The organism is Janthinobacterium sp. PC23-8, assembly GCF_002250505.1.
Classification (GTDB): Bacteria; Pseudomonadota; Gammaproteobacteria; order Burkholderiales; family Burkholderiaceae_D; genus Janthinobacterium.
Window position 1 is genome coordinate 253,054 of record NZ_NJGY01000002.1, and the last position, 19,053, is coordinate 272,106.

At 66.0% G+C, this 19,053-nt stretch carries 15 protein-coding genes; 2 read left to right on the forward strand and 13 right to left on the reverse strand.

Annotation, left to right across the window (positions count from 1 at the left end):
* Positions 1 to 2: 2 nt before the first annotated feature.
* From CD932_RS16220 to CD932_RS28895, 10 genes are read right to left on the reverse strand one after another with little or no spacing between them, the layout of a single operon-like run.
* Positions 3 to 1,208 (reverse strand): TIGR03088 family PEP-CTERM/XrtA system glycosyltransferase, encoded by a 1,206-nt coding sequence (locus CD932_RS16220; RefSeq protein WP_217907302.1) that lies wholly within the window; start codon positions 1,206 to 1,208, stop codon positions 3 to 5.
* Complete coding sequence (xrtA, locus tag CD932_RS16225) at positions 1,198 to 2,826, reverse strand: exosortase A (protein ID WP_094443840.1); 1,629 nt, start codon at positions 2,824 to 2,826, stop codon at positions 1,198 to 1,200. Before xrtA ends, CD932_RS16220 begins: the two co-directional genes overlap by 11 nt.
* Positions 2,823 to 4,118, reverse strand: a complete 1,296-nt coding sequence (locus tag CD932_RS16230; RefSeq protein ID WP_094443841.1) for a TIGR03087 family PEP-CTERM/XrtA system glycosyltransferase — start codon at positions 4,116 to 4,118, stop codon at positions 2,823 to 2,825. The genes xrtA and CD932_RS16230 overlap by 4 nt, the downstream gene beginning before the upstream one ends.
* A 2-nt stretch (positions 4,119 to 4,120) precedes the next feature.
* Positions 4,121 to 5,215, reverse strand: coding sequence for a FemAB family XrtA/PEP-CTERM system-associated protein (locus CD932_RS16235; RefSeq protein WP_094444436.1), 1,095 nt, complete (start codon positions 5,213 to 5,215; stop codon positions 4,121 to 4,123).
* Complete coding sequence (locus CD932_RS16240; RefSeq protein WP_094443842.1) at positions 5,215 to 6,063, reverse strand: XrtA system polysaccharide deacetylase; 849 nt, start codon at positions 6,061 to 6,063, stop codon at positions 5,215 to 5,217. The genes CD932_RS16235 and CD932_RS16240 overlap by 1 nt, the downstream gene beginning before the upstream one ends.
* Complete coding sequence (gene wecB, locus CD932_RS16245; RefSeq protein WP_094443843.1) at positions 6,060 to 7,205, reverse strand: non-hydrolyzing UDP-N-acetylglucosamine 2-epimerase; 1,146 nt, start codon at positions 7,203 to 7,205, stop codon at positions 6,060 to 6,062. Before wecB ends, CD932_RS16240 begins: the two co-directional genes overlap by 4 nt.
* 9 nt (positions 7,206 to 7,214) lie before the next feature.
* Positions 7,215 to 8,738, reverse strand: a complete 1,524-nt coding sequence (locus tag CD932_RS16250) for a TIGR03016 family PEP-CTERM system-associated outer membrane protein (RefSeq protein WP_094443844.1) — start codon at positions 8,736 to 8,738, stop codon at positions 7,215 to 7,217.
* The gene (locus tag CD932_RS16255) at positions 8,722 to 9,561 is read right to left on the reverse strand and encodes an XrtA-associated tyrosine autokinase (protein ID WP_094443845.1); all 840 of its coding nucleotides are present in this window, start codon (positions 9,559 to 9,561) and stop codon (positions 8,722 to 8,724) included. The genes CD932_RS16250 and CD932_RS16255 overlap by 17 nt, the downstream gene beginning before the upstream one ends.
* Before the next feature lie 19 nt (positions 9,562 to 9,580).
* Positions 9,581 to 11,110 carry an XrtA system polysaccharide chain length determinant gene (locus tag CD932_RS16260; RefSeq protein ID WP_094443846.1) on the reverse strand — a complete coding sequence of 510 codons (1,530 nt, stop codon included), beginning with the start codon at positions 11,108 to 11,110 and terminating at the stop codon, positions 9,581 to 9,583.
* A complete protein-coding gene (locus tag CD932_RS28895) occupies positions 11,098 to 11,268 on the reverse strand; it encodes a hypothetical protein (protein ID WP_176461012.1) in 171 nt (56 codons plus the stop codon). The genes CD932_RS16260 and CD932_RS28895 overlap by 13 nt, the downstream gene beginning before the upstream one ends.
* A gap of 58 nt (positions 11,269 to 11,326) precedes the next feature.
* Here CD932_RS28895 and CD932_RS16265 point away from each other — a divergent pair, with 58 nt between their 5' ends.
* Positions 11,327 to 11,950 carry an XrtA/PEP-CTERM system exopolysaccharide export protein gene (locus CD932_RS16265; protein ID WP_094443847.1) on the forward strand — a complete coding sequence of 208 codons (624 nt, stop codon included), beginning with the start codon at positions 11,327 to 11,329 and terminating at the stop codon, positions 11,948 to 11,950.
* A gap of 196 nt (positions 11,951 to 12,146) precedes the next feature.
* On the forward strand, positions 12,147 to 12,893 hold the full coding sequence (locus tag CD932_RS16270; protein ID WP_094443848.1) for a long-chain N-acyl amino acid synthase: 747 nt from the start codon (positions 12,147 to 12,149) through the stop codon (positions 12,891 to 12,893).
* A 1-nt stretch (position 12,894) separates the two neighbouring features.
* Here CD932_RS16270 and CD932_RS16275 read toward each other — a convergent pair whose 3' ends face one another.
* The 3 genes from CD932_RS16275 to prsT are packed head-to-tail and all read right to left on the reverse strand — an operon-like array spanning position 12,895 to position 18,869.
* Positions 12,895 to 13,665, reverse strand: a complete 771-nt coding sequence (locus tag CD932_RS16275) for a serine protease (RefSeq protein ID WP_094443849.1) — start codon at positions 13,663 to 13,665, stop codon at positions 12,895 to 12,897.
* Positions 13,662 to 16,103: a hypothetical protein gene (locus CD932_RS16280; protein ID WP_094443850.1), complete on the reverse strand. Its 2,442-nt coding sequence runs from the start codon at positions 16,101 to 16,103 to the stop codon at positions 13,662 to 13,664. The genes CD932_RS16275 and CD932_RS16280 overlap by 4 nt, the downstream gene beginning before the upstream one ends.
* A 3-nt stretch (positions 16,104 to 16,106) precedes the next feature.
* Positions 16,107 to 18,869 (reverse strand): XrtA/PEP-CTERM system TPR-repeat protein PrsT, encoded by a 2,763-nt coding sequence (gene prsT, locus CD932_RS16285; RefSeq protein WP_094443851.1) that lies wholly within the window; start codon positions 18,867 to 18,869, stop codon positions 16,107 to 16,109.
* Positions 18,870 to 19,053 lie beyond the last annotated feature (184 nt).

Here is a 19,053-nt window from a genome sequence, read left to right on the forward strand (position 1 = left end):
TTTCAGGGATAAGTGGAAAGCGAGGAAGGCGCTTCGGCGCCCGTCAAGCGGTCATACACCGCCAGGTAGGCGCCGGCCATGGCGGACAAGCTGTGTTCGGCCAGCACCTGGCGGCGCCCGCGCGCGCCGTGGCGGGGCCCCAGTTCCGGCGAACAGCAGTAATCGAACAGTGCCTCGGCCAGCAGCTCGGGCGCGCGCGGCGGCACCAGTGCGCCGCTCCAGCCCGGTTGCACCAGTTCCGCATTGCCGCCCACCTCGGTCGCCACCACCGGCAAGCCGCTGGCCATCGCTTCGAGGATGGTGTTGGAACTGCCTTCGGCCAGCGAAGGCAGCACGAACACGTCCATGGCGCGCAGCAATTGCGCCACATCGTCGCGCGCGCCCGGCAGCCAGGCCAGGTGTGGCACGCCGGCCTGCGCCAGCAGGTCCAGGCAAGGCTGGCGGCAGGGGCCGTCGCCGATCATCATCAGGCGCAGGCGCGCGCCGTCGCGCGGTTCAAGTTTGCCCAGCAGCAGCAAAAAGGCGCGCACCAGCGACAGCTGGTCTTTCACCGCTACCATGCGGCCCACGCTGCCGATCACATAGGCGCCATGGCACAGGAAGCCGGGGGGGCCGACCAGCGCCGGCGGACCGAGGCGCGGATGAAACCGCACGCTGTCGACGCCATTGTCGATATGGCTGACCCTGGCGGGCGGCGCGCCGATGGCCTGCACCAGCCACTGGCCGAGATCGGCACTGACGGTAATGAACTGCTGGATCAGCGGCAGCATCAGCTTGCGCAGCAGGCGGTGCTTGCGGTTGGCGCCTTGCAGGTCGTTGATCTCGCGCCCGTGTTCGCCATGCACGCGCAGGGGCACGCCGGCGATGGCCGCCAGCAGCTGCGCCTCGATGCAAGCGAGGTTGCGCGTATGTACCAGGCTGGGCCGCAACTGCCGCAGCAGCCGGTACAGGCGCAGATAATGTGCCGGGTCCTTGCCTTCGCGCTTGTCCAGGCTGATGACATCGACTCCCGGCGCGGTCAGGCGCTGGCGAAACGACGTGGCGTTTTTAAGGCAGACGATGGCGTGCCGGTAGCGCCCTGGCGGCATATGGTTGATCAGGTTGACCAGGCCGTTTTCCAGCCCGCCCACGTCAAGCCGGTCGATGACATGCACGATCAACGGCGGCGCGCCGGCCGCCGGAACAGTGGTGTCAGGCTCACGGTGCATGCGGCAACTCCTGTAACGCTTGTTCGATCCCCGGCAGCGCCGCTTGCATGAAAGCTTGCAGCCTGGCGCGTGGCGGCGGCGCCAGCTCGTCGTAGGCGCAGGACACCATGATGTCGGCGCCATCCTGGCGCGTGCCCAGCAGTTTGCCCCTGGCCAGCAGCAGCTTGACCAGCGCCGGCCTGGCCGTCAGCACGCCGCCCTGCTGGTAGCTGCGCCAGACCAGCACCCGTTCGTTGCCGTGCGCCAGCACGGTTTCGCGTAGCTGCAAGCTGCGTCCCGGCAGGCTCAGGCGCCGTATCTGCTGCGCCAGCGGCAGCCAGCGTGTGCCATAGGGTGTCACCTGGTGCGTCAGCAGTTCGGCATGGCGCGCCTGCCGCCCGTACCAAGCCAGTTGCACCGTCACTTGCGCGCTGGCTGGTGTGCTCGTTTGGGTGGTGCTTATTGGCGTGCTCACTTGCGTGCCCACTTGCGCATACGTGGCGTCCAGCCGCAGCGGCGCGCCCGCCAGGCTGGCGCTCCAGTCGGGCGCGGCAGTGTGCTCCAGGCGCCAGCCGGCGGGCGTGGGCATGGCCAGCACCGCTGGCCAGCGTCCGGCCTGCGGCGGCGTTTCTTCGCTGCGCCAGGCCAGCGCCGGCCAGGCGGCGGCGATCAGCACGCAGGCGGCAGCGGCCTTGATGGCGGCCAGCGAGGCGGCGCGCGGTGGTGGCGTTGGCTGGGCGCCAGCGGCCAGGACGAGGAGCGGGGGGTGTTCGCGCCAGCGGCCGGCAAGCAGGAGCAGCAGCAGCATCACCAGGCCGAAGAACAGCCAGCCATACACGAGGTGGTCGACGCCGACTGCCAGGCGCATGTCGCTGTGGTGGCCCAGCATGACGATCAGCCAGGCACGCACGCCGTTGGCCAGGATGGGCACCAGCAGCGCGCAGGCCAGCACGGCCAGACGCCGGCGCATGCTGCGAAAATGCAAATGGGCAAACAACGCGCCCAGGGCCAGCGAGGCGATCACGTAGCGCAGGCCGCTGCACGCTTCGACCACCGACCAGTTGCCAGTCGGTAGTGAAAAGTAATTGCCATCCCTGAATACGGGCACGCCGGACAGATGCAGGGCACCCACCGTGAAGCCGGCCGTAAAGTCGATCAGCGGCGGCAGGAACACTTCGCCAAACGGCACGGCCAGGAAGAGATAGCTTAATGGAAAGGCCAGCAAACGCGCGGCCGGCCAGCCGAGGATGGCCAACACGGCGGCGGGCAGCATGGCGGTAGCCGCGTATTGTTCGGCCACCTGCACATAGGCCAGGTCGGCCAGCAACCAGGCCACTCCAAGCACCAGCAGCAGCAGCCCGCCCGCCAGCGACGGCCGCAGCGGCAGGGCGGCAAGCCGCGCACGCTGGCGCCAGGCCAGCCACAGGCTGATCGGCACGATCAGAAAACCATGAGCAAAGGTCTGCGAGCGCGACCATACCTCCAGCATGCCCCAGAAGGTGGCGTGGTACAGCAGCACGATGGCAGCCAGGGCCAGCAGCAGCGCCGGTACGCCATGCCCGGATGCCGGAAGCGCCGGCGCCGGTGTTGGCGCCGGTGCCGGCATGCTGGTGGCGACCTTGCGCGCGGCCAGCTTCATGGAGCCTCCGGCGCCGGCACCGGCCGCATGCTGCTCGTGGCGGTCGATATGCCGTCGGATACGGCGCCCGGCTTGACGTCGAGCATGGCGCCCAGGTCCTGCAAATTGCGGTCCCAGTGGTAGTCCTGCAAGATCATGCGGCGCGCGCAGGCACCCATCTCCGTGCCCGCAACTTCGCCCGGCCGGGCGGCGGCGGTGCGCAGCACGCGCGATGCATGGTGGATGAATTCGGCCTCGTCGCGCGCCAGCAGCAGCTCGAGCCCCGGCTGGGCGGCGATGCCTTCGAGCGCCTGCGGCGAGGCGAGCACGATTTTTCCCATTGACATCGCTTCAAGCACCTTGTTCTGCACGCCGCGCGCAATGCGCAGCGGCGCCACCGCCAGGGTGGCGCCGGCCAGATAGGGCCGGATATCGTCGACCGCGCCGGTCACGGTCACGCCGTCCACGCTGGCCAATGCCTGCACGCGCGGCGCCGGCCGGCTGCCGACGATATAAAAGGCCAGTTGCGGAAACTGGCGCCGCAGGGCCGGCCATACGTGGCGCACGAACCACCGCACCGCGTCGATATTGGGCCAGTAGTCCATCGCGCCCGTAAACACCAGCACCTGCGCGCCGGGCCGATATGGCGAGGCGGCACAGGCCCCGGGTGCAAAATAGTTGCTGTCGACGCCGTTATTGAAGTGGCGTATCTTGCGCCTGGCCATCGGGGCGCACAGGCGAAACAGGGCTGCTTCGGCTTCCGAGACAAAGCTGGCGGCGGAAAACTGCTGCGCGATATGGCGTTCGTATTGCAGCAGCAAGTGCGCCTCGCGCCGGTACAACTGCGACAAGGGCCACGGTTTGCTGTCGCCATACTGGCGCCATTTGTCGGAGTCGACATCGACAAAGTCGATCACGCGATGCAAATGGCGGCCGGCGCTGCCATCGATGTACTGGGCCATGGGGCCGGAAAACGCCAGCGCGTGGCGAACTTTTCCGGTGGACAGCAGGCCGTTGACCCATTCGAGCAGGCGCGCGTCGCGGTAGTAGTGCACGCTCATGGACTGGCGCGACAGCAATGCACGCGCGGCGCGCCAGCGCGCCGCCATCGGACGCAGGTCGATAAAGCGGCTGCTGGCGCACAGGGCGGCCACCTGGCGCGTATGTTGCCAGTCGGCCTCGTCGTCGATAAAGGCGCCCAGGTGTACGCGGAAATGCCGGCTCAGGTATTGCAGCATGTGCCAGGAACGGATCTTGTCGCCCTTGTTGGGCGGATACGGCAGGCGGTGGGCGAGAAAGAGCAGTTCGCGCATGGCTAGCCCAGCTGCCGCACCAGATGCGGCCCCAGCAGGTTGGCCAGCGGCAGCGGCAGGCGGCGCCAGGCGCGGATGAACAGCGCGTATCTGGGATTGAGCGGATTGACGTCGGGCAGTGCGGCGGCGCCGATCAGCTTGTAGGCATATGGCAGCGGCTGCGCCACAAAGCCCCAGTTCTTCTTGAAGTCAAAGGCGCCGGTACCAACCTTGCTGCGGCCGAAATCGAACTGGCGCACGCCGCGCGCACCGGCGCGGCGCATCAGTTCCCAGTACATGAAGTCGTTGGCGCCGCTGCTGCGCGCCAGCACGCTGCCGGCGCCGTAGTAGGGCAGCACCTCGCCGCGGAAATAAAACGACAGCACGCTGGCCTGCGCCTGCTGGCCCTGGTAGACGGTGAGGATGTCGCAATCGTTGCCAAACACCTTGCGCAGCAGGGCAAAGTGGCGGCGCGCAAACACGGGCGTGCCCAAACGGTGCACGCTGGCCGCATAGAGCGGGAAGAAACGCTCGAGGTCGTAGTCGATGGCGCTGTGCAGGCCGCTCGCGATGGCCTTGCGCACGACGGCGCGCTGCTTGCGCGGGATCGCCAGCAGGTTTTGCTCGTCGTCTGCCAGCAGGGTCTTGCGGAAGGTGGCGTACAGCGGCTTGCCTTGCCAGCCGTCAGGGATGGCGCCGTCGCGCTGGCGGTATTCCAGGTGGCCCACCTGCAACTCGCGCGCCAGGTGCCGGGCCCGCGCGTCGAGCGCCCGCCTGGCCTGCGGATCGACGGCGGCGATGCCGCCATAGACGCAAAAAGGCAGGGAGACGAGCGCCTTGCCGCACAGCAGCCCACGCATGTGCGCCAGCGGCAGCACGCCCAGGATGCGCCCGTTTTGTTCGGCATACAGGAAATGGGAAGCGTGCCCGAAGCCTTGCTCCATGATGGTCTGCCAGCCGGCGCGGTGGAAAAAGGTGGCGTCGGGGCAGCTGTGCACGAAGGCGTCCCAGCGGCCGTGGTCTTGCGGCAGCAAAGTGCGGACCGTGATCGCGCTGCTGCGCTGGGCGGCGGCAATCACTTCCGCCGCGCTGTCGCCAGGGTGCTGTGCCTCATGCATCATGTGCCCTCAAGAAAAATGCGGTCCATGCGGTCCCAGGCAAAATCGCTCGTCAGCCGTGCCAGCCGCGCTTCCATCCGCGCCAGGTTCAGGTAGTGGCGAAAACGGGTTTTCCAGCCCAGGCCGGCGGGTCGCGGTTGCCCGGGATCGAGTTCCCAAGGGTGAAAGTAGAATATGCCAGCTTGCCCGTCGTGCGAATTGATGCGACGCAAAAGCCAGCGCGACAGGGGATAGGGCAGCAGCCGGAAGTAGCCGCCGCCGCCGGCCGGATAGTTGCGGCGGCCCAGGCGCACCGTGCTGACCGGCAATTCCAGCACGCCTTGTACGCCGCGCGGACGCCAGGCAAAGCGCGGCGCGTCGGGCATGCCGTAGTGGTCGTGGCGGATCGGGTAGATGCTGGAACTGTAGCGGTAGCCCGCTTCGCGCAGCACGTCGAAGGCCCACAGATTGGCCGCGCCGATGGAAAAGCTGGGCGCGCGGTAGCCGAGCACGGCCTGGCCCGTCAGTTGTTCGAGGATGGTCTTGCTCAGCACCACATCGTGCAGGAATTCGATGCGCGACTGCTGCGAAGCGCGCAAATGGGCGTGGCCGTGGCTGGCCACTTCATGGCCGGCAGCGGCCACGCGGCGCAGCATGGCCGGATAGCGTTCGGCGATCCAGCCCAGGGTAAAGAAGGTCGCCTGAATGCCCTGTTGGTCCAGCAGCAGCAAGATGCGCTCGACGTTGGCCTCGACCCGGCACGCCAGGTGCGGCCAATCGGCGCGGGCGATATGGGGCGCAAAGGCCGAGACCTGGAAATAGTCTTCGACGTCGATCGTCAGCGCGTTGCGCAATCCGGGCCGCTTCATGGCGCCAGGCGCGCCGCGAACCACTGCGCGGTGGCCGTGGCGATGCGCTCGGCCGCATGGCCATCCCAGTATTGCGGGATGCGCCCGCGCTTGCCGCCCGTGCGCAACACCTGGCGCGCCAGCGAGACAATGGCGACCGGGGCGGTGCCGGCGATGGTATTGCTGCCTTCGTCGACCGTGACGGGGCGCTCGGTATTGTCGCGCAAGGTCAGGCAGGGCACGCCCAGCGCCGTGGTTTCTTCCTGGATGCCGCCCGAATCGGTCAGCACCAGGCGCGCGCCCTGCATCAGGCCCAGCATCTCCAGGTAGCCCAGCGGCGGCAGCGCGACGATGGCGTGCCCGCGCAAGAGCCGCGCCAGCCCGGTCTTTTCCAGCATGGCGCGCGTGCGCGGATGGATGGGAAACAGCAGCGGCAGTTGCGACGACAGCGAGCACATCGATTCCATCAGCGCGGCCAGGCGCGCGCCGTCGTCCACGTTCGACGGCCGGTGCAAGGTCAACAGGGCGTAGGCGGGCGGACAGTCGTGGCCGTGGGCCTGCAGGCTGATGCGCGGCGGCACGGCATCGGGCAGCTGGCGCAGCAGGCTGTCGATCATCACATTGCCGGCAAAATGGATGCGCTCCGGATGGATGCCTTCGCGCAGCAAATTGGCGCGCGCCCCCGTTTCGCTGGTAAACAGCAGCTCGGACAACTGATCGGTCAGCACGCGGTTGATTTCTTCCGGCATGGCCCGGTCACCGCTGCGCAAACCAGCCTCGACATGGATCACCGGCGTGCCCAGCTTGGCCGCCACCAGCGCACAGGCCAGCGTGGAATTGACGTCGCCGACCACCAGCACGGCGTGCGGCGCCAGTTCCAGGTGCACCGGTTCATAGCGGCGCATGATCTCGGCCGTCTGCTGCGCGTGGCTGCCGGAGCCGACCTCGAGGTTGATATCGGGCGCGCGCAGGCCCAGGTCGGCAAACACCCGGGCGTCCATGGCGTCGTCATAATGCTGGCCGGTATGAACCAGGCTGATGCGCACCTGCGGCGCCAGGTGCGAAAAGGCCGCCAGGATGGGCGCCATCTTCATCAGATTGGGCCGCGCGGCCACGATGCACAGCAGATGGGGCCGGATGGACGGCAAGTCGGGGTGTGGCATGGGGCCTCCTTAGAATCGCATGGTGAGCGTGGCGCTGACGCCGTTTTCACGGAAGTCTGCGCCGCGGTTGCTGCGGTGCTGGGTACGGCGCACATCGATGGCTGCCGTCAGGTTTGAACGCAGCACGCGGCTGTAGCCGGCCGAGAACGTCAGGTTGTCGTCGCGCCGCGGCATGCTGAGCGAGCGGGCGCTGGCGTAGCCAGCCTGGACATTGACGCTGCCGCGCGACGAGGCGCGCCAGCTCCAGCCGGCGCTGGCGCCCAGCTGGCGCGTGCGGTCCGACGTACTGAGGTCGATATCGGGCAACAGGCCGCTGTCGACGCCGCTATTGGTCTGGGCGGTGCGGTCGACGGCCGACAAGGCCAGGATCAGCGTGCTTTTCGGCGTGGCGCGCGCCATGTTCAGTTTCAGCTGCTTTTGCAGGTAGTAGCGGTGGCTGAAGTAATTGAAGCCGCCCAGTTGCGGGTCTTGCGCGTTGGCGTAGCGCAAAAAAGCGTCGATGCGCAGGCGCCGCTCTTGCGCGTTGGGAAAAATGCCGCGCCATAGCTGGTCGAGCAGGCCGGCCGCGTCGCTGTCGCCCAGGCGCAAAAACTGCGCCGGCAGGGTGGTGATGTCTTCGCTGTACTGCAGCGACCAGTTGTTATGGCGCTGCAGGAAACGCGCGTCCAGGCTGTAGGTCTGGCCAAAGAAGCGACGGCCCGTGCTGAACGCCACGCTGGTGCGCGGCGACGGCGTCCACACGCCGCCCAGCGACCAGAACCGCCCTTGCGGATTGCGCCCGTTGTTCGCTTCGTAGGTTTCCTTCTCCGTGCCGACGCTGGCCGTGCCCGACCAGGTGCGGCTGAACGGATAGCGCAGGCCAACGCTGGCGCGCTCCTTGCGCTGTGGCGGCAGCATGCTGTCTTCGGTGCGGCGCACGTCATAGCTGGCGTTCCAGGTCCAGCCGCGGCCGCGCGGATCGCCGCCCAGCATCACTTGCAGCTCGTCGCTATGGGTGGACAGCAAGTTGTTTCCGCTGGACACATCGGCGCGCGTATAGCGTGCATCAAAGGTGCCAAGGCCTTTGAAACGGTGGCGCATGTAGGGGCTGACGAGGGTGGCGCGCACGGTGCTCTGGTTGCTGCTGTCGGGCAGCACGTCGATCACGGGTGGGCCGAACGGCGACACGTTCTGGCGGCTGACGCTGGCGTGGCCGTCCAGGTAGAACCAGTCACGCACGAGTTCGGAGTTGGCGCCGGCCTGCAGTTGCACGGTATCGGAATCGGCGCGCTGGCGCGACAGGAACTTGCGCCAGCTGGCGTCGAGGTGCACCTGCAGGCGCGGACCGCTGGCGATGACGGCGATGGCGGGGGCGATTTCGGTGATGAAATCGGATTTTTCCTGGCCGGGCGGGGCCAGCAGGGCGTTGTCGGTATAGCTCTCACGCACGCGCAGCGAGGGTGCCACCAGCCATTCCAGGGCCGACGCCGGTGGCGCCATCAACAGCAGCAGCCACGGCGCCAGCGCGCGGGCCGGGCTAGTCGTAATAGCCATAACCGTAGTAGTCGTTGCCGGGAAATCCCCTGGTCTTGTTATAGATCAGGTTGATATGTTCGCACGATTCGATCTGCCGCAGGGCTTCCTTGACCGCATGCTGGGTGGTGGTTTCCGCCTCGACCACCATCACCACCTGGCCCATCTGGCCCACCAGCGCATGGGCTTCGCTGGTAATGAGCAACGGTGGCGAATCGAAGACGACGATGCGGTCGGCATAGCGGCTGGCAATTTCACTGAGCAGGCGGCTCATGGCGCGGCTGGCCAGCAGTTCCGTGGCGTGCTTGTTGCTGCGCCCGGCCGGCAAAATGCTGAGCGTGGCGACATTGGTTTTCAGGATCACGTCCGACATTTCCAGGCGCTCGTCGAGCAGCACGTCCATCAGGCCCGGTTCGGCCGGCAGGCCCAGCACTTTCAGCACCGACGGGCGCGCCACGTCGGCGTCGACCAGCAGCACCGTCATGTCCATTTCCATGGCGATGCTCATGGCCAGGTTGACGGCGCAATAGGTCTTGCCTTCGCCGGGCATGGCGCTGGTGACGACGATCAGGTTGCCGTGGCGGATGGCGTCTTCGCCCGTGGCGCGGGCGTTGCGCAGCAGCGGGCGCTTGATGATGCGGAAATCTTCGGCCACCGAGGTGCGCCCGCCGTCGTGGGTGACCATGCCCTGCGCCTGCAGCCGGGCCAGGTTCAGCGCGCGGTAGTTGGGCGAGGTTGGCGTGGCGTCCGGCTTGGCGTCGACCTGGTAAGGGATCGCGGCTTCCGCCACTTCCAGCGGGGTGCCGCTTTCAGGTTGCCGTGCGTCGTTGCTGTTGTTATCCATCTTGTCTCCTGTGCAGCATCTAGAATTTGAGCAAGGCGGCCGCCACCACGCCGCCGTACAGCATGAACAGGCTGCCCAGGCAGGTGCTGAAGGCATAGCGGGCGCGGCGCTGGCGCATCTTCTGCTGCTCGGTCCAGTTCATCGCCACCGTGCCCAATACGGTCAGCCCGGTGGCGTCGCGCAATTCGGCAGGGCTGAGGAAAGTCGGCCGGATCTGGCTGATCAACAGGGCGGCGGCCACGCCGGCCACCAGCGCCGCTGCCAGCGCCGCGCTGAACAGCAGCGGGCGGTTCGGGCCGATCGGCGACAAGGGCACGGTGGGCGGATCGATGATCTTGAAGGCCATCATGTCGGTGGTGGAACTGAGTTCGCCCGACAGCTTGGCCGCTTCGCGCCGCCCGATCAGTTTTTCATAGTTTTCCTTGTTGATCACATAGTCGCGGTTGAGCTGGGCCAGTTGCGATTCCACCTCGGGCACGGCGTTGCTGTGCGCCAGCAGGCGTTCGTTGCGCGCCGTATATTCGGCCACGCGCGCCTTGATCGCGGCGACCTTGGCGTCCGCTTCGGTCAGCGCCACTTTCAGCTGCTGCAGCATGGGGCTGTAGTTCTTGCCGGGGTCGCCCGATGCCGAGCGCAGCTTGCTCTCTTCGATCTTGCGCTGTTCCAGCTGGGCCACCAGGCGCTTCGAGGCAACTATGTCAGGATGCAATTCCGTGTATTGCATGCGCAGGCTGTCGAGATTCTTGTTGAGCGTGGCGATGCGCTCGTCGAGCTCGGGATTGCTGATGGCCGAGGCGGTCGGTTCGAGGTCCAGCACCGGCTCGTCGCCCTCGATCTGGCTCAAGATGGCCTTGCGCGCCTGTTCGGCTTCCAGCAGTTCCAGTTTGGCGTTGTCGAGGCTGTCGGACATCATCAATAGCTGGCCGCCATAGTCGATGCCCTGGCGCGGCAGCAGCATATTGTTGCGGATCTTGAAATCTTTCATCAGGTTTTCGGCCGCGCTCAGCTTGTCCTCGTAGTTCTTGATCTGCTCGTCGATGAATTGCACCGCCTTTTGCGAGTCGCCTTTCTTGCCCTGGAAACTGCCTTCGACAAAGATGGTCAGCAGGCTTTGCACCACGTCGCGCGTCACTTTCGGCTGCGCTCCGGTGTAGCTGATGGTGTAGATGTCATAGGCGTTGGTACCGCTGATCTTGATGTTGCGCAGCAGGTCGTCGAGCTGGGCTTCGTGTTCGCGCACGGTGCGCGAATCGAGGTCGAGGTCGACCATGCGCATGACCCGCTCGACATTCGGCCGGCTGAGCAGGGTGCGGCTCATGATGGCCACTTGCTGTTCGGTGTTGGGCACGCTGGTCATGCCGGCCATCAAGGGTTTGAGAATGGTTTGCGTATCGACAAACACGCGCGCCGAGGTCTGGTAGTTGTCGGGCAGGCTGATGACCTTGATAAAGCCGGCGATCGCCACCAGCCAGGCCACCAGCACCGCGTGCCAGCGGTACTTCCAGATGCCTTTCAGGGCCGAGAGCACTTGCTGTATCAAATCCTCCATGTCGCTTCCTTCAGGTAACGGTGCAGGGCGTGGACAAGCAAAAACGGCGTGTTTTCTTGTCGAGTGAACAAAGTATAGGTTGCCGCCGCTACAAAATTTCCCAAGATGATTGCTTCTTGATACTCCTCAAGAGACACCGGGCCGGTTTTCCTAATCATGGGAAGTTCCCGGCCCAGCCTGGATTTTGCACGGCCGCATCTTTTCAAGGAAACCAGCATGAATGCCTTACGTCGCGCCCTGATCACCCGCGTGCTGGCCTGCGCCAGCGCTGCCATTGTGCTTGCCGGCTGCCGCACGCAGCACGCGCTGGCGCCGGCCGAAGACAGTGCCCCGCTGCACGACTACCTGATCGGGCCGGGCGACTCCGTCAATATCCTGGTGTGGCGCAACCCGGAAGTGTCGCTGACGGTGGCGGTGCGCCCCGACGGCAAGATCACCACGCCACTGGTGGAAGACCTGATGGCCAGCGGCAAGACCTCGACCCAGCTGGCACGCGATATCGAGCAGGCGCTGGGCAAGTTCATCCAGCAGCCGGTGGTGACCGTCATCGTCACCAATTTTGCCGGGCCGTATGCGGAACAGATCCGCGTGATCGGTGCGGCGGCCAAGCCGCAGGCCTTGCCTTACCGCCAGGGCATGTCGCTGATGGACGTCCTGATCACCGTCGGCGGCATTACCGATTTTGCCGCTGGCAACAAGGCCAGCGTGATCCGCGTGCGCGATGGCGCACAGCAGCAGATGCGCGTGCGCCTCGATGACCTGTTGCGCGACGGCGATATTTCCGCGAACATCATGATGCGGCCCGGCGATGTACTGCTGATACCGGAAAGTTTCTTTTAAAAACGCAGCCAGCAAAAAAGCTTTTTTATTTTCCAATACATATAAAAAAGAAAATTTATATTTGTATTTAGTCACTATATCGATAACTTCTTCTGGTTTTTCCGTAATTTCAGGGAACTTCTTCAGCTCAGATCTTGTCACATGGCATTGGCATCAGTTCGTCTCACCGGCGAACCGCCGCGACAGTGAGGACAAGATGAGCTTTGAAGATGACCCCATAATTTCCTTTGACAGCCCGGTCGGTCTCAGCGACCTGGTGGTGGGCGAAGGCAAGATCGATCCGGCCATGGAGCATGAAATCGACCTGCAGCGCTTTCATATCCGCATGGCCAACTCGCGCGGCCGGCGCGAGGCCGCCAGCCTGCTGATCCGCAAGATGTACGGCTGGCGCGGCTACGCGGTCGATCCCGGCATCGCCCACGCGCTCAATAAAATCACGCTGTTTGCCGAAACGGCGGGCGACACCGTCGGCACCATGACGCTGTGCCTCGATAACGAGGAAACCGGCTTGCCCGCCGACGACAACTTCCGCGACAAGCTCGACGTCCTGCGCGAGCAGGGCCGGCGCCTGTGCGAACCGTCGCGCCTGGCCATCGACAAGGGCGTGAGCAAACGGGTGTTTGCGGCGCTGATCCATATCTCGTATATCTACGCGCACAATATCCACCGCTTTACCGATTACGTGATCGAGGTCAACCCGCGCCACGTGGTGTTCTACAAGCGCATGCTGGGCTTCAAGGATTTTGGCGGCGAGCGCGAATGTACGCGCGTGGGCGCGCCGGCCGTATTGCTGCGCCTGGACCTGGAGTATATGGGCGAGCAGATCCGCAAATATGGCGGCCTGATGGAACAGCACGGTGGCGAACGCTCGTTTTATCCCTTTTTTTTTCCTACATGGGATGAGCCTGGCATTACCGAACGCCTGCGCCAGGGGCGCAACTGAATTATCGCTGTCGCTGTAGCAAGTCCTGCATGTGGCGCCCTGGAATCGCATAGGCGATGCCGCTCGGCGCGGTAACGGCCGCCTCCTTCAGGCCCTTGACGTAGACCATGTTGACGATGCCGTAGACCAGGCCCGTCTGTGGATCGAACAGCGGGCTGCCGCTGCTGCCCGGATACGCCGTCGCATCGAGCTGGAATACCGTATACGGCGCTTTTTGCAGCTGCGCCAGCCGTTTCGGATCGAGCCGCAGCGCGTTTGCGCTCGGCAGCACCACCGGCGTCAGGGCCGACACTGTGGCGCGGTGCGTCACAGGGTGCAGGCCCAGCAAGGTGCCAAGCGGAAAGCCCGTAAACGCCATGGCCTGGCCTTCGCGTACCTCGGACGCGTCACCCAGCCGCAGGACGGGCAAGGGCGTGCCGGCCAGGCGCAGCAGCGCCAGGTCGTGCTCGGGGTCGAGCGCCTGCACGGTGGCGGCGCGAAACTGCGCCACCTCGCCCTGGCCCGTCAGGATACCGATGGTCTCGCCAGGATTGGCCGCCAGCAGTTTGTCGATCACATGCGCGCAGGTCAGCACGCTGAGGCCATCGCCGGTAACAAAACCGGTGCCGATGAACAGGACAGGCGGCGTGCGCGTTTTCTGGTGGCTGCCGATGCCGACGATGGCCGGCTTGACGCGGGTGATCACCTGCTCCAGCGCTTGCGGCTGGATCTGGGCGTGCACCGGGAGCAGGGCGCATGGCAATAACAAGCTCAACAGCAGAAATGCTTTCATCGTCGTGTTCTTTCCATGGCCGGTGGCGTGGACGGCTGCAGCAACGCGCACAGCAGCAGCATATAAAACAGCAGGGCGATGCGCGGCACGTCGAGCAGGCTGTCGAACACGCCGATCACCATGAAGCCGGCCAGCGCGGCCAGCATGGCGGCAGCGCCATCGGCGTGCGGTCCCTGCGCCGCGCACCGCAGCAGGGACGCGCAGGCCAGCGTAAACAGGCCCAGCACCGAAAGCAGGCCGAACACGCCCGATTCGACATACAAGTGCAGCCACAGGTTCTTGATATGCCAGGGCAGGTGATGGTGGTCGCTGCTGAAAAACCAGTAATCATTGGCCTTGCTAAAGTCGCCATTGGCCAGCAGCTCTTCGCCGTCGGGCGCGCGCAGGCTGAGGTTGTCGACATCGATCAAGGCAGGTTCGGCCATACCGGCGGCCGCCAGTTCCAGTTGCACCGGTGCTCGCAACAGCCAGGCGCCGTCGCCCAGGCGGGCGCTGTCGATGCTCATCTGATAATGCTGCCACTGCGGCTGCCACTGCGGCTGCCAGTGCGGCGCGGCGGTGGCCGGCGGCAGCAAACGCAGGGGAGCTTGCACGCAATATTGCGCGTATAGCAGTTGCCGCTGGCATAACTTCAGCTGCAGCATCGGCATGGGGCCGTGGCGGCGCACGTCGAGCGCCAGCGCGTAGCGGGTGTCGGGTTGGACGCTTACCCGCTGCAGCAGGCGCAGCAGTTCGCCATAGCCGGCGCGGTAGCCAGGACTCGACAGGCGCAGATAGCGATTACCTGCGTCGGCCTCGTCGGCATAAGCCAGGCGCGCCGGCACGTCGCCTACCGTGTTGCGCCAGAAATAGCTGGCCGGAAAAGTTCCAGTACCCATGCCGAAGGCGGTCGTGGCCCAGTCGCCCGGCATCATCGCCAGCGCGCCGCGCCAGTGGCGCAGCCGGCCTTGCCAGTCGCCGGCCGTGGTGGCGAAGCGTTCATTGGCGTAATAGCTGGCCGACACGGGGATGGCCAGCATCAGCAGCAGCCCGGCCGCCGCCGCGACGCTGAGGCTGGCGCGGCCCTTGCGCCACAAGGGCCGGTGCAGCCGGCTGTTAAGCAGCAATAGCAGCGCCATCAGCAGCACCAGCGCTGCCGGGCGCAAGGCGATGGCGCCGGCCCAGTGCCAGCCGATCCAGGCCGTATTGCACGCCATCATGGTCAACGCCATCATGGCCAGCGGCAGCCACTGGCGCCACAGGCTGAATGCTAGCAGCAGGCTCGACAGAAGGAACAGCGCATACGGGGCCTTCAACACGCCATGGACGAGCTCATTCGGCCACAGCGCCGCCAGGGTCGCCTGCGCGGCCAGCGCGCACAGCACGCTGGCCGGCGCCAGGCGCCAGGGCAGCGCTTGCGCGGCCAGCAAAAAAGCGCCCGCCAGCAGCACCATGGCGGCCAGCAAGCCGCGGTAACCGGCGGCATGAAACATCAATGCCAGCAAAGCGGCCGCGCCTGTGCCCAGCAACAGGCCGGCGGCGGCGCGGCGCATGGCGCAGGCCTGCCAGCCTTGCCGGCGCTGCCTGCCTTGCGCCAGCTGCCAGCCAGCCAGGCCGACGATGGCCGCCACGGGCAGGGCCGCATACAGCGCGCGCGAAAACGTGGCCATGGCCGCATGCAGGGCCAGCCCCAGCAGCAGCAAGGCGGCGATGGCCGGGCCGCGGGCGCGGGCGCTGGCCAGCCACAGCACCGCAAACGGCAGCGACATGGCCAGATAACCGTCGAGCGCCGCGCCGCCCGTATGCATGGCCGAAAACGGCGCCGTGATGCGGTAGTCGCTGGCCATATTGAACACACCCGGAAACACGGCCCGTTCCCACAGCGCGCACAAGGCCACCAGTCCCAGGCCGCACAGCATGCCGGGCAGCGCCAGGCGGCGCAAGCCGTCGTTGGCGCAATCGCGCAGCAGCAAGGGCAGCAACAGCATGGCCCAGCACCAGGCCTTGCCCAGGCGCACGGCATTGCAGGGACTCAGGTAATTGTTCCAGGCGTTCAAGCCGTCAGGCGGTGTTTGCACGGACAGCAAGCCGCGCAGCAGCGCCGCCAGCGCCGCCAGGCTGACCAGGGCCAGCCACAGCCGGGCGCCCGGCGCCAGCGTCATCCTTGATGTGCCAGGGCGCCAGCGCCAGTAGCCGCAGGCCACCGTCAGCAACAGCAACAAGTCGATTTCTTCGAAAAAAAACCAGCCGGTCCACGGCGCCAGGTCCAGCACCGGCAGCATGGCGGGCAGGGCGAACAGCCACAGCGCCGGGCGCCAGCATAACAGCAAGAAATAGCATGGCAGCAGGGCGTACAGCAGCCAGACCGGCCAGCCATGGCCCAGCGGATAGTGGCCCAGCGCCCCCAGGCAGGCCAGGCCGGCGGCCAGGGCCAGCAGCCGCGCGGCAAGCATGCTCATGGGCTAGAGCCGGGCCAGCAAGGCCTGGGCCTCGGCGCGCTGCGCAAAGTCCTTGTTGGCGGCCAGCAGTTGTTCGAGCTGTTTGCGCGCGCCCGGCTTGTCGCCGTTGCTGGCCAGCGCCGCAGCCAGGTGGTATTGTATTTCGGCAGATTGCGGCGCCAGGCTGGCGGCGCGCCGCAGCACCTCGGTGGCGCGCTTCGTATCGCCTTGTTCGAGCGCGATCCAGCCCAGGGTATCGAGCACGGCCGGATTGTCGGGCGCCAGCTTGTGTGCTTGCTCGGCGGTGGCCAGCGCGCGGTTGTCCTTGTCTTGCTGGTAAGCCCAGGCCAGGTCATTGAGCGCCACCACATTGCCGGGGTCGCGCGCCACCACCTGCTGGTATTGGACGATGGCGGCGCGGTAGTGTTTTGCCTTCAGCCTGGCGCCGGCCAGGTAGAGCCGCGTCGCCTTGTCGTCCGGCTGCTCCTTGAGCCAGGCCTCGATGCGCGCGTCGGCCTGCTGCTCCATGCCGGCGGCCACGGCGGCGCGGTACAACTGCACCTGCAGCGGGCCGACCTTGCTGATCTGGAAAGCCTGTTCATACCTTTTCAGCGCCTCGCGCGGCTGCTGTTGTTCCATCAACACATCGCCTTCGAGCTTGTAGCCGGCGGCCAGCGCCGGTTGCTGCTGCTGCACCTTGCGCGCCACGGCCAGCGCGTCGCGGGGGCGCTTGAGGTTCAGCAGCAGCGCCACTTCGACCACTTGCGCTTCGAGCAGGCCCGGATCGATCGCCTGCGCGCGCCGCACCGCCTGCAAGGCGCTGTTCGGGTCGCCCAGCGCCAGGTGCAAGCTGGAAATACGCATCTGCAAGGGTGCCGAGGTGGTTTGCAAGGTGGCCAGCTTGTTATAACTGTCGAGCGCGGCGCGCGCCTCGCCGGCGCTGTACTCGACCTGCGCGCGCAGGGCCAGCGCATCGGTATCGGCCGGTTGAACCGCCTGCAAGCTGCGCGTCAGCGCCAGCGCCTTGTCGGTGGCGCCGGTTTTCAGGTAAAAATTGCTGAGCAGCAAGGCCGGCGCGACGGCGTCAGGCTGGTCGGCATGGGCTTTTTCCAGCCAGCGCTGCGCTTCGTCGAGCTTGCCTTGCGAGGCGGCCAGCTTGGCCAGCGCGGCGGCGATATCGGGATTTTTCTTGTCTTTGGCCAGGGCCGCCTCGTAACGCTGCTTTGCGCGTTCCGGTTTTTTCTCGGCCACGTCGATCTGCGCCAGGTTAGTCAAGGCTGGCAGGTAGCGCCCGTCGATGGCCAGCGCCTGCTCGAAGCTGGCGCGCGCGGCGCGCAGATCGTTCAGGGCTAGGTAGACGCCGCCTTTCAGGTTCAGCACCAGCGGATTGCTGCCATGCTGTTTTTCCATCGCCTGCACGGCGGCCAGGGCCCTGGCGTTATCCTTGTTGCGCAGCAAAGTCATCACCAGCATGGTGCCGGCCTGCGGCGTTTTGTCGTCGAGCAGGCTGGCGCGCTCCAGTTCGCTGATGGCGCGCGCGCTTTCGCCCTGGCCCAGGCGGCTCACCCCCAGCGCCGCATGCAGCCTGGCCGTGTCGGGCGCCAGCAGGCTGGCTTTTTCAAAGTAGCCGCTGGCCTTGTCATAGTGGCGCGCGCGCAAATGCGCTTCGCCCACCAGCGACAGCAGTTCCACATCGTCAGGAAAGGCCACCAGCAACGGTTGCAGCAGGTCGATCGCCGCATCGGTGTTGCCACGCCCCATTTCGATCGAGGCCATCATCTTGGTCGCATACAGGTGCCTGGGATGGGCCGCCAGAAACGGTTGCAAGTAATGCTCCGCCGGTTGCGGCGCACCGAGCGCCAGTTGCACGGCGCCCGCCAGCAGCAGCGCCGGCATGTGTTCGGGCGCGGCCTTGAGCACCAGTTGCAGGTTTTCCAGCGCCGCCTTGAATTTACCCTGGCGAAAATCGAGCAAGGCCTGCGCCTGCAGCACGCCAAGATTACCCGGCGCACGCTTGCGCGCGCCGGCCAGTTGCGCGGCCGCATCGGTGAACCTGTTTTCCGTGATATCGAGGTTGGCCAGGTCGATGCGCGCCTGCACCTGGTCGGGCTTGAGCTTGAGTATCTGCTGATAGGCTTGCCTTGCCGCGCCATTATTTCCCTGCAAGCGCTGCACGTCGCCCTGCAGGCGCAGTGCCTCCAGGTTGTCCGGGCTGCCCTTCAATGCTTGCTCGATCAGCAATTGCGCCGCCGCGATCTGGCCCTCGAGCGCGGCCAGCCGGGCCAGGCCCAGCAGCGCCCCGGCCTGGTCCGGCTGGCGTTGCTGCATTCCGGCAAACAGCACGCGCGCCTCGTCGCGGCGTCCCAGGGCCAGCAGGGCGTCGCCGCGCAGGGCCAGCACGGACGCAGGCTGGGCTTGATCGCCGGGCAGCTCTTTGAGCACCCGCTCGAACTGGCCCACCATCAGCCAGGCTTTGCCCAGCAGCGGCAGCACCTCGGCCGGTTTGGCGCCCAGGGTCTGTGCCTTGAGCAATTCTTTTTCCGCCGACAGGGCGTCGCCCGTATCGAGATAGATGCTGCCAAGCAGCAAACGCGCCTGGGCATTGTCCGCTTCCTTTTGCAGCAGGTTTTTCAACTGGATGATGGCGGCGCGCGGTTCGCCTTTTTGCTGGTAGAGCCTGGCGTCGGCCAGCAGGCTCGCGCTGCTCTGGCCGCCGTTGCAGGCGAACAACAGTGCTGAGCTCAGCGACAGCGCGGCGAGACGGATCACGGGATGGGGGTGGCGCATGGAATTCTCCGGTAGCGGCGTTGGCAGGGAAGGGCACAGCACAGGGTAGGAAAGTTGGAGGTGCAGCCTGTTGATGAGGCTCAACACGCTGGCGATTGCATGGCTTGGCGCCGCTCCGGCGCCCGCCATTCTTGTTCCTGCTCAAGAATGGTGCTGGATGCAACCGTAGAATTTCCAGACGGCG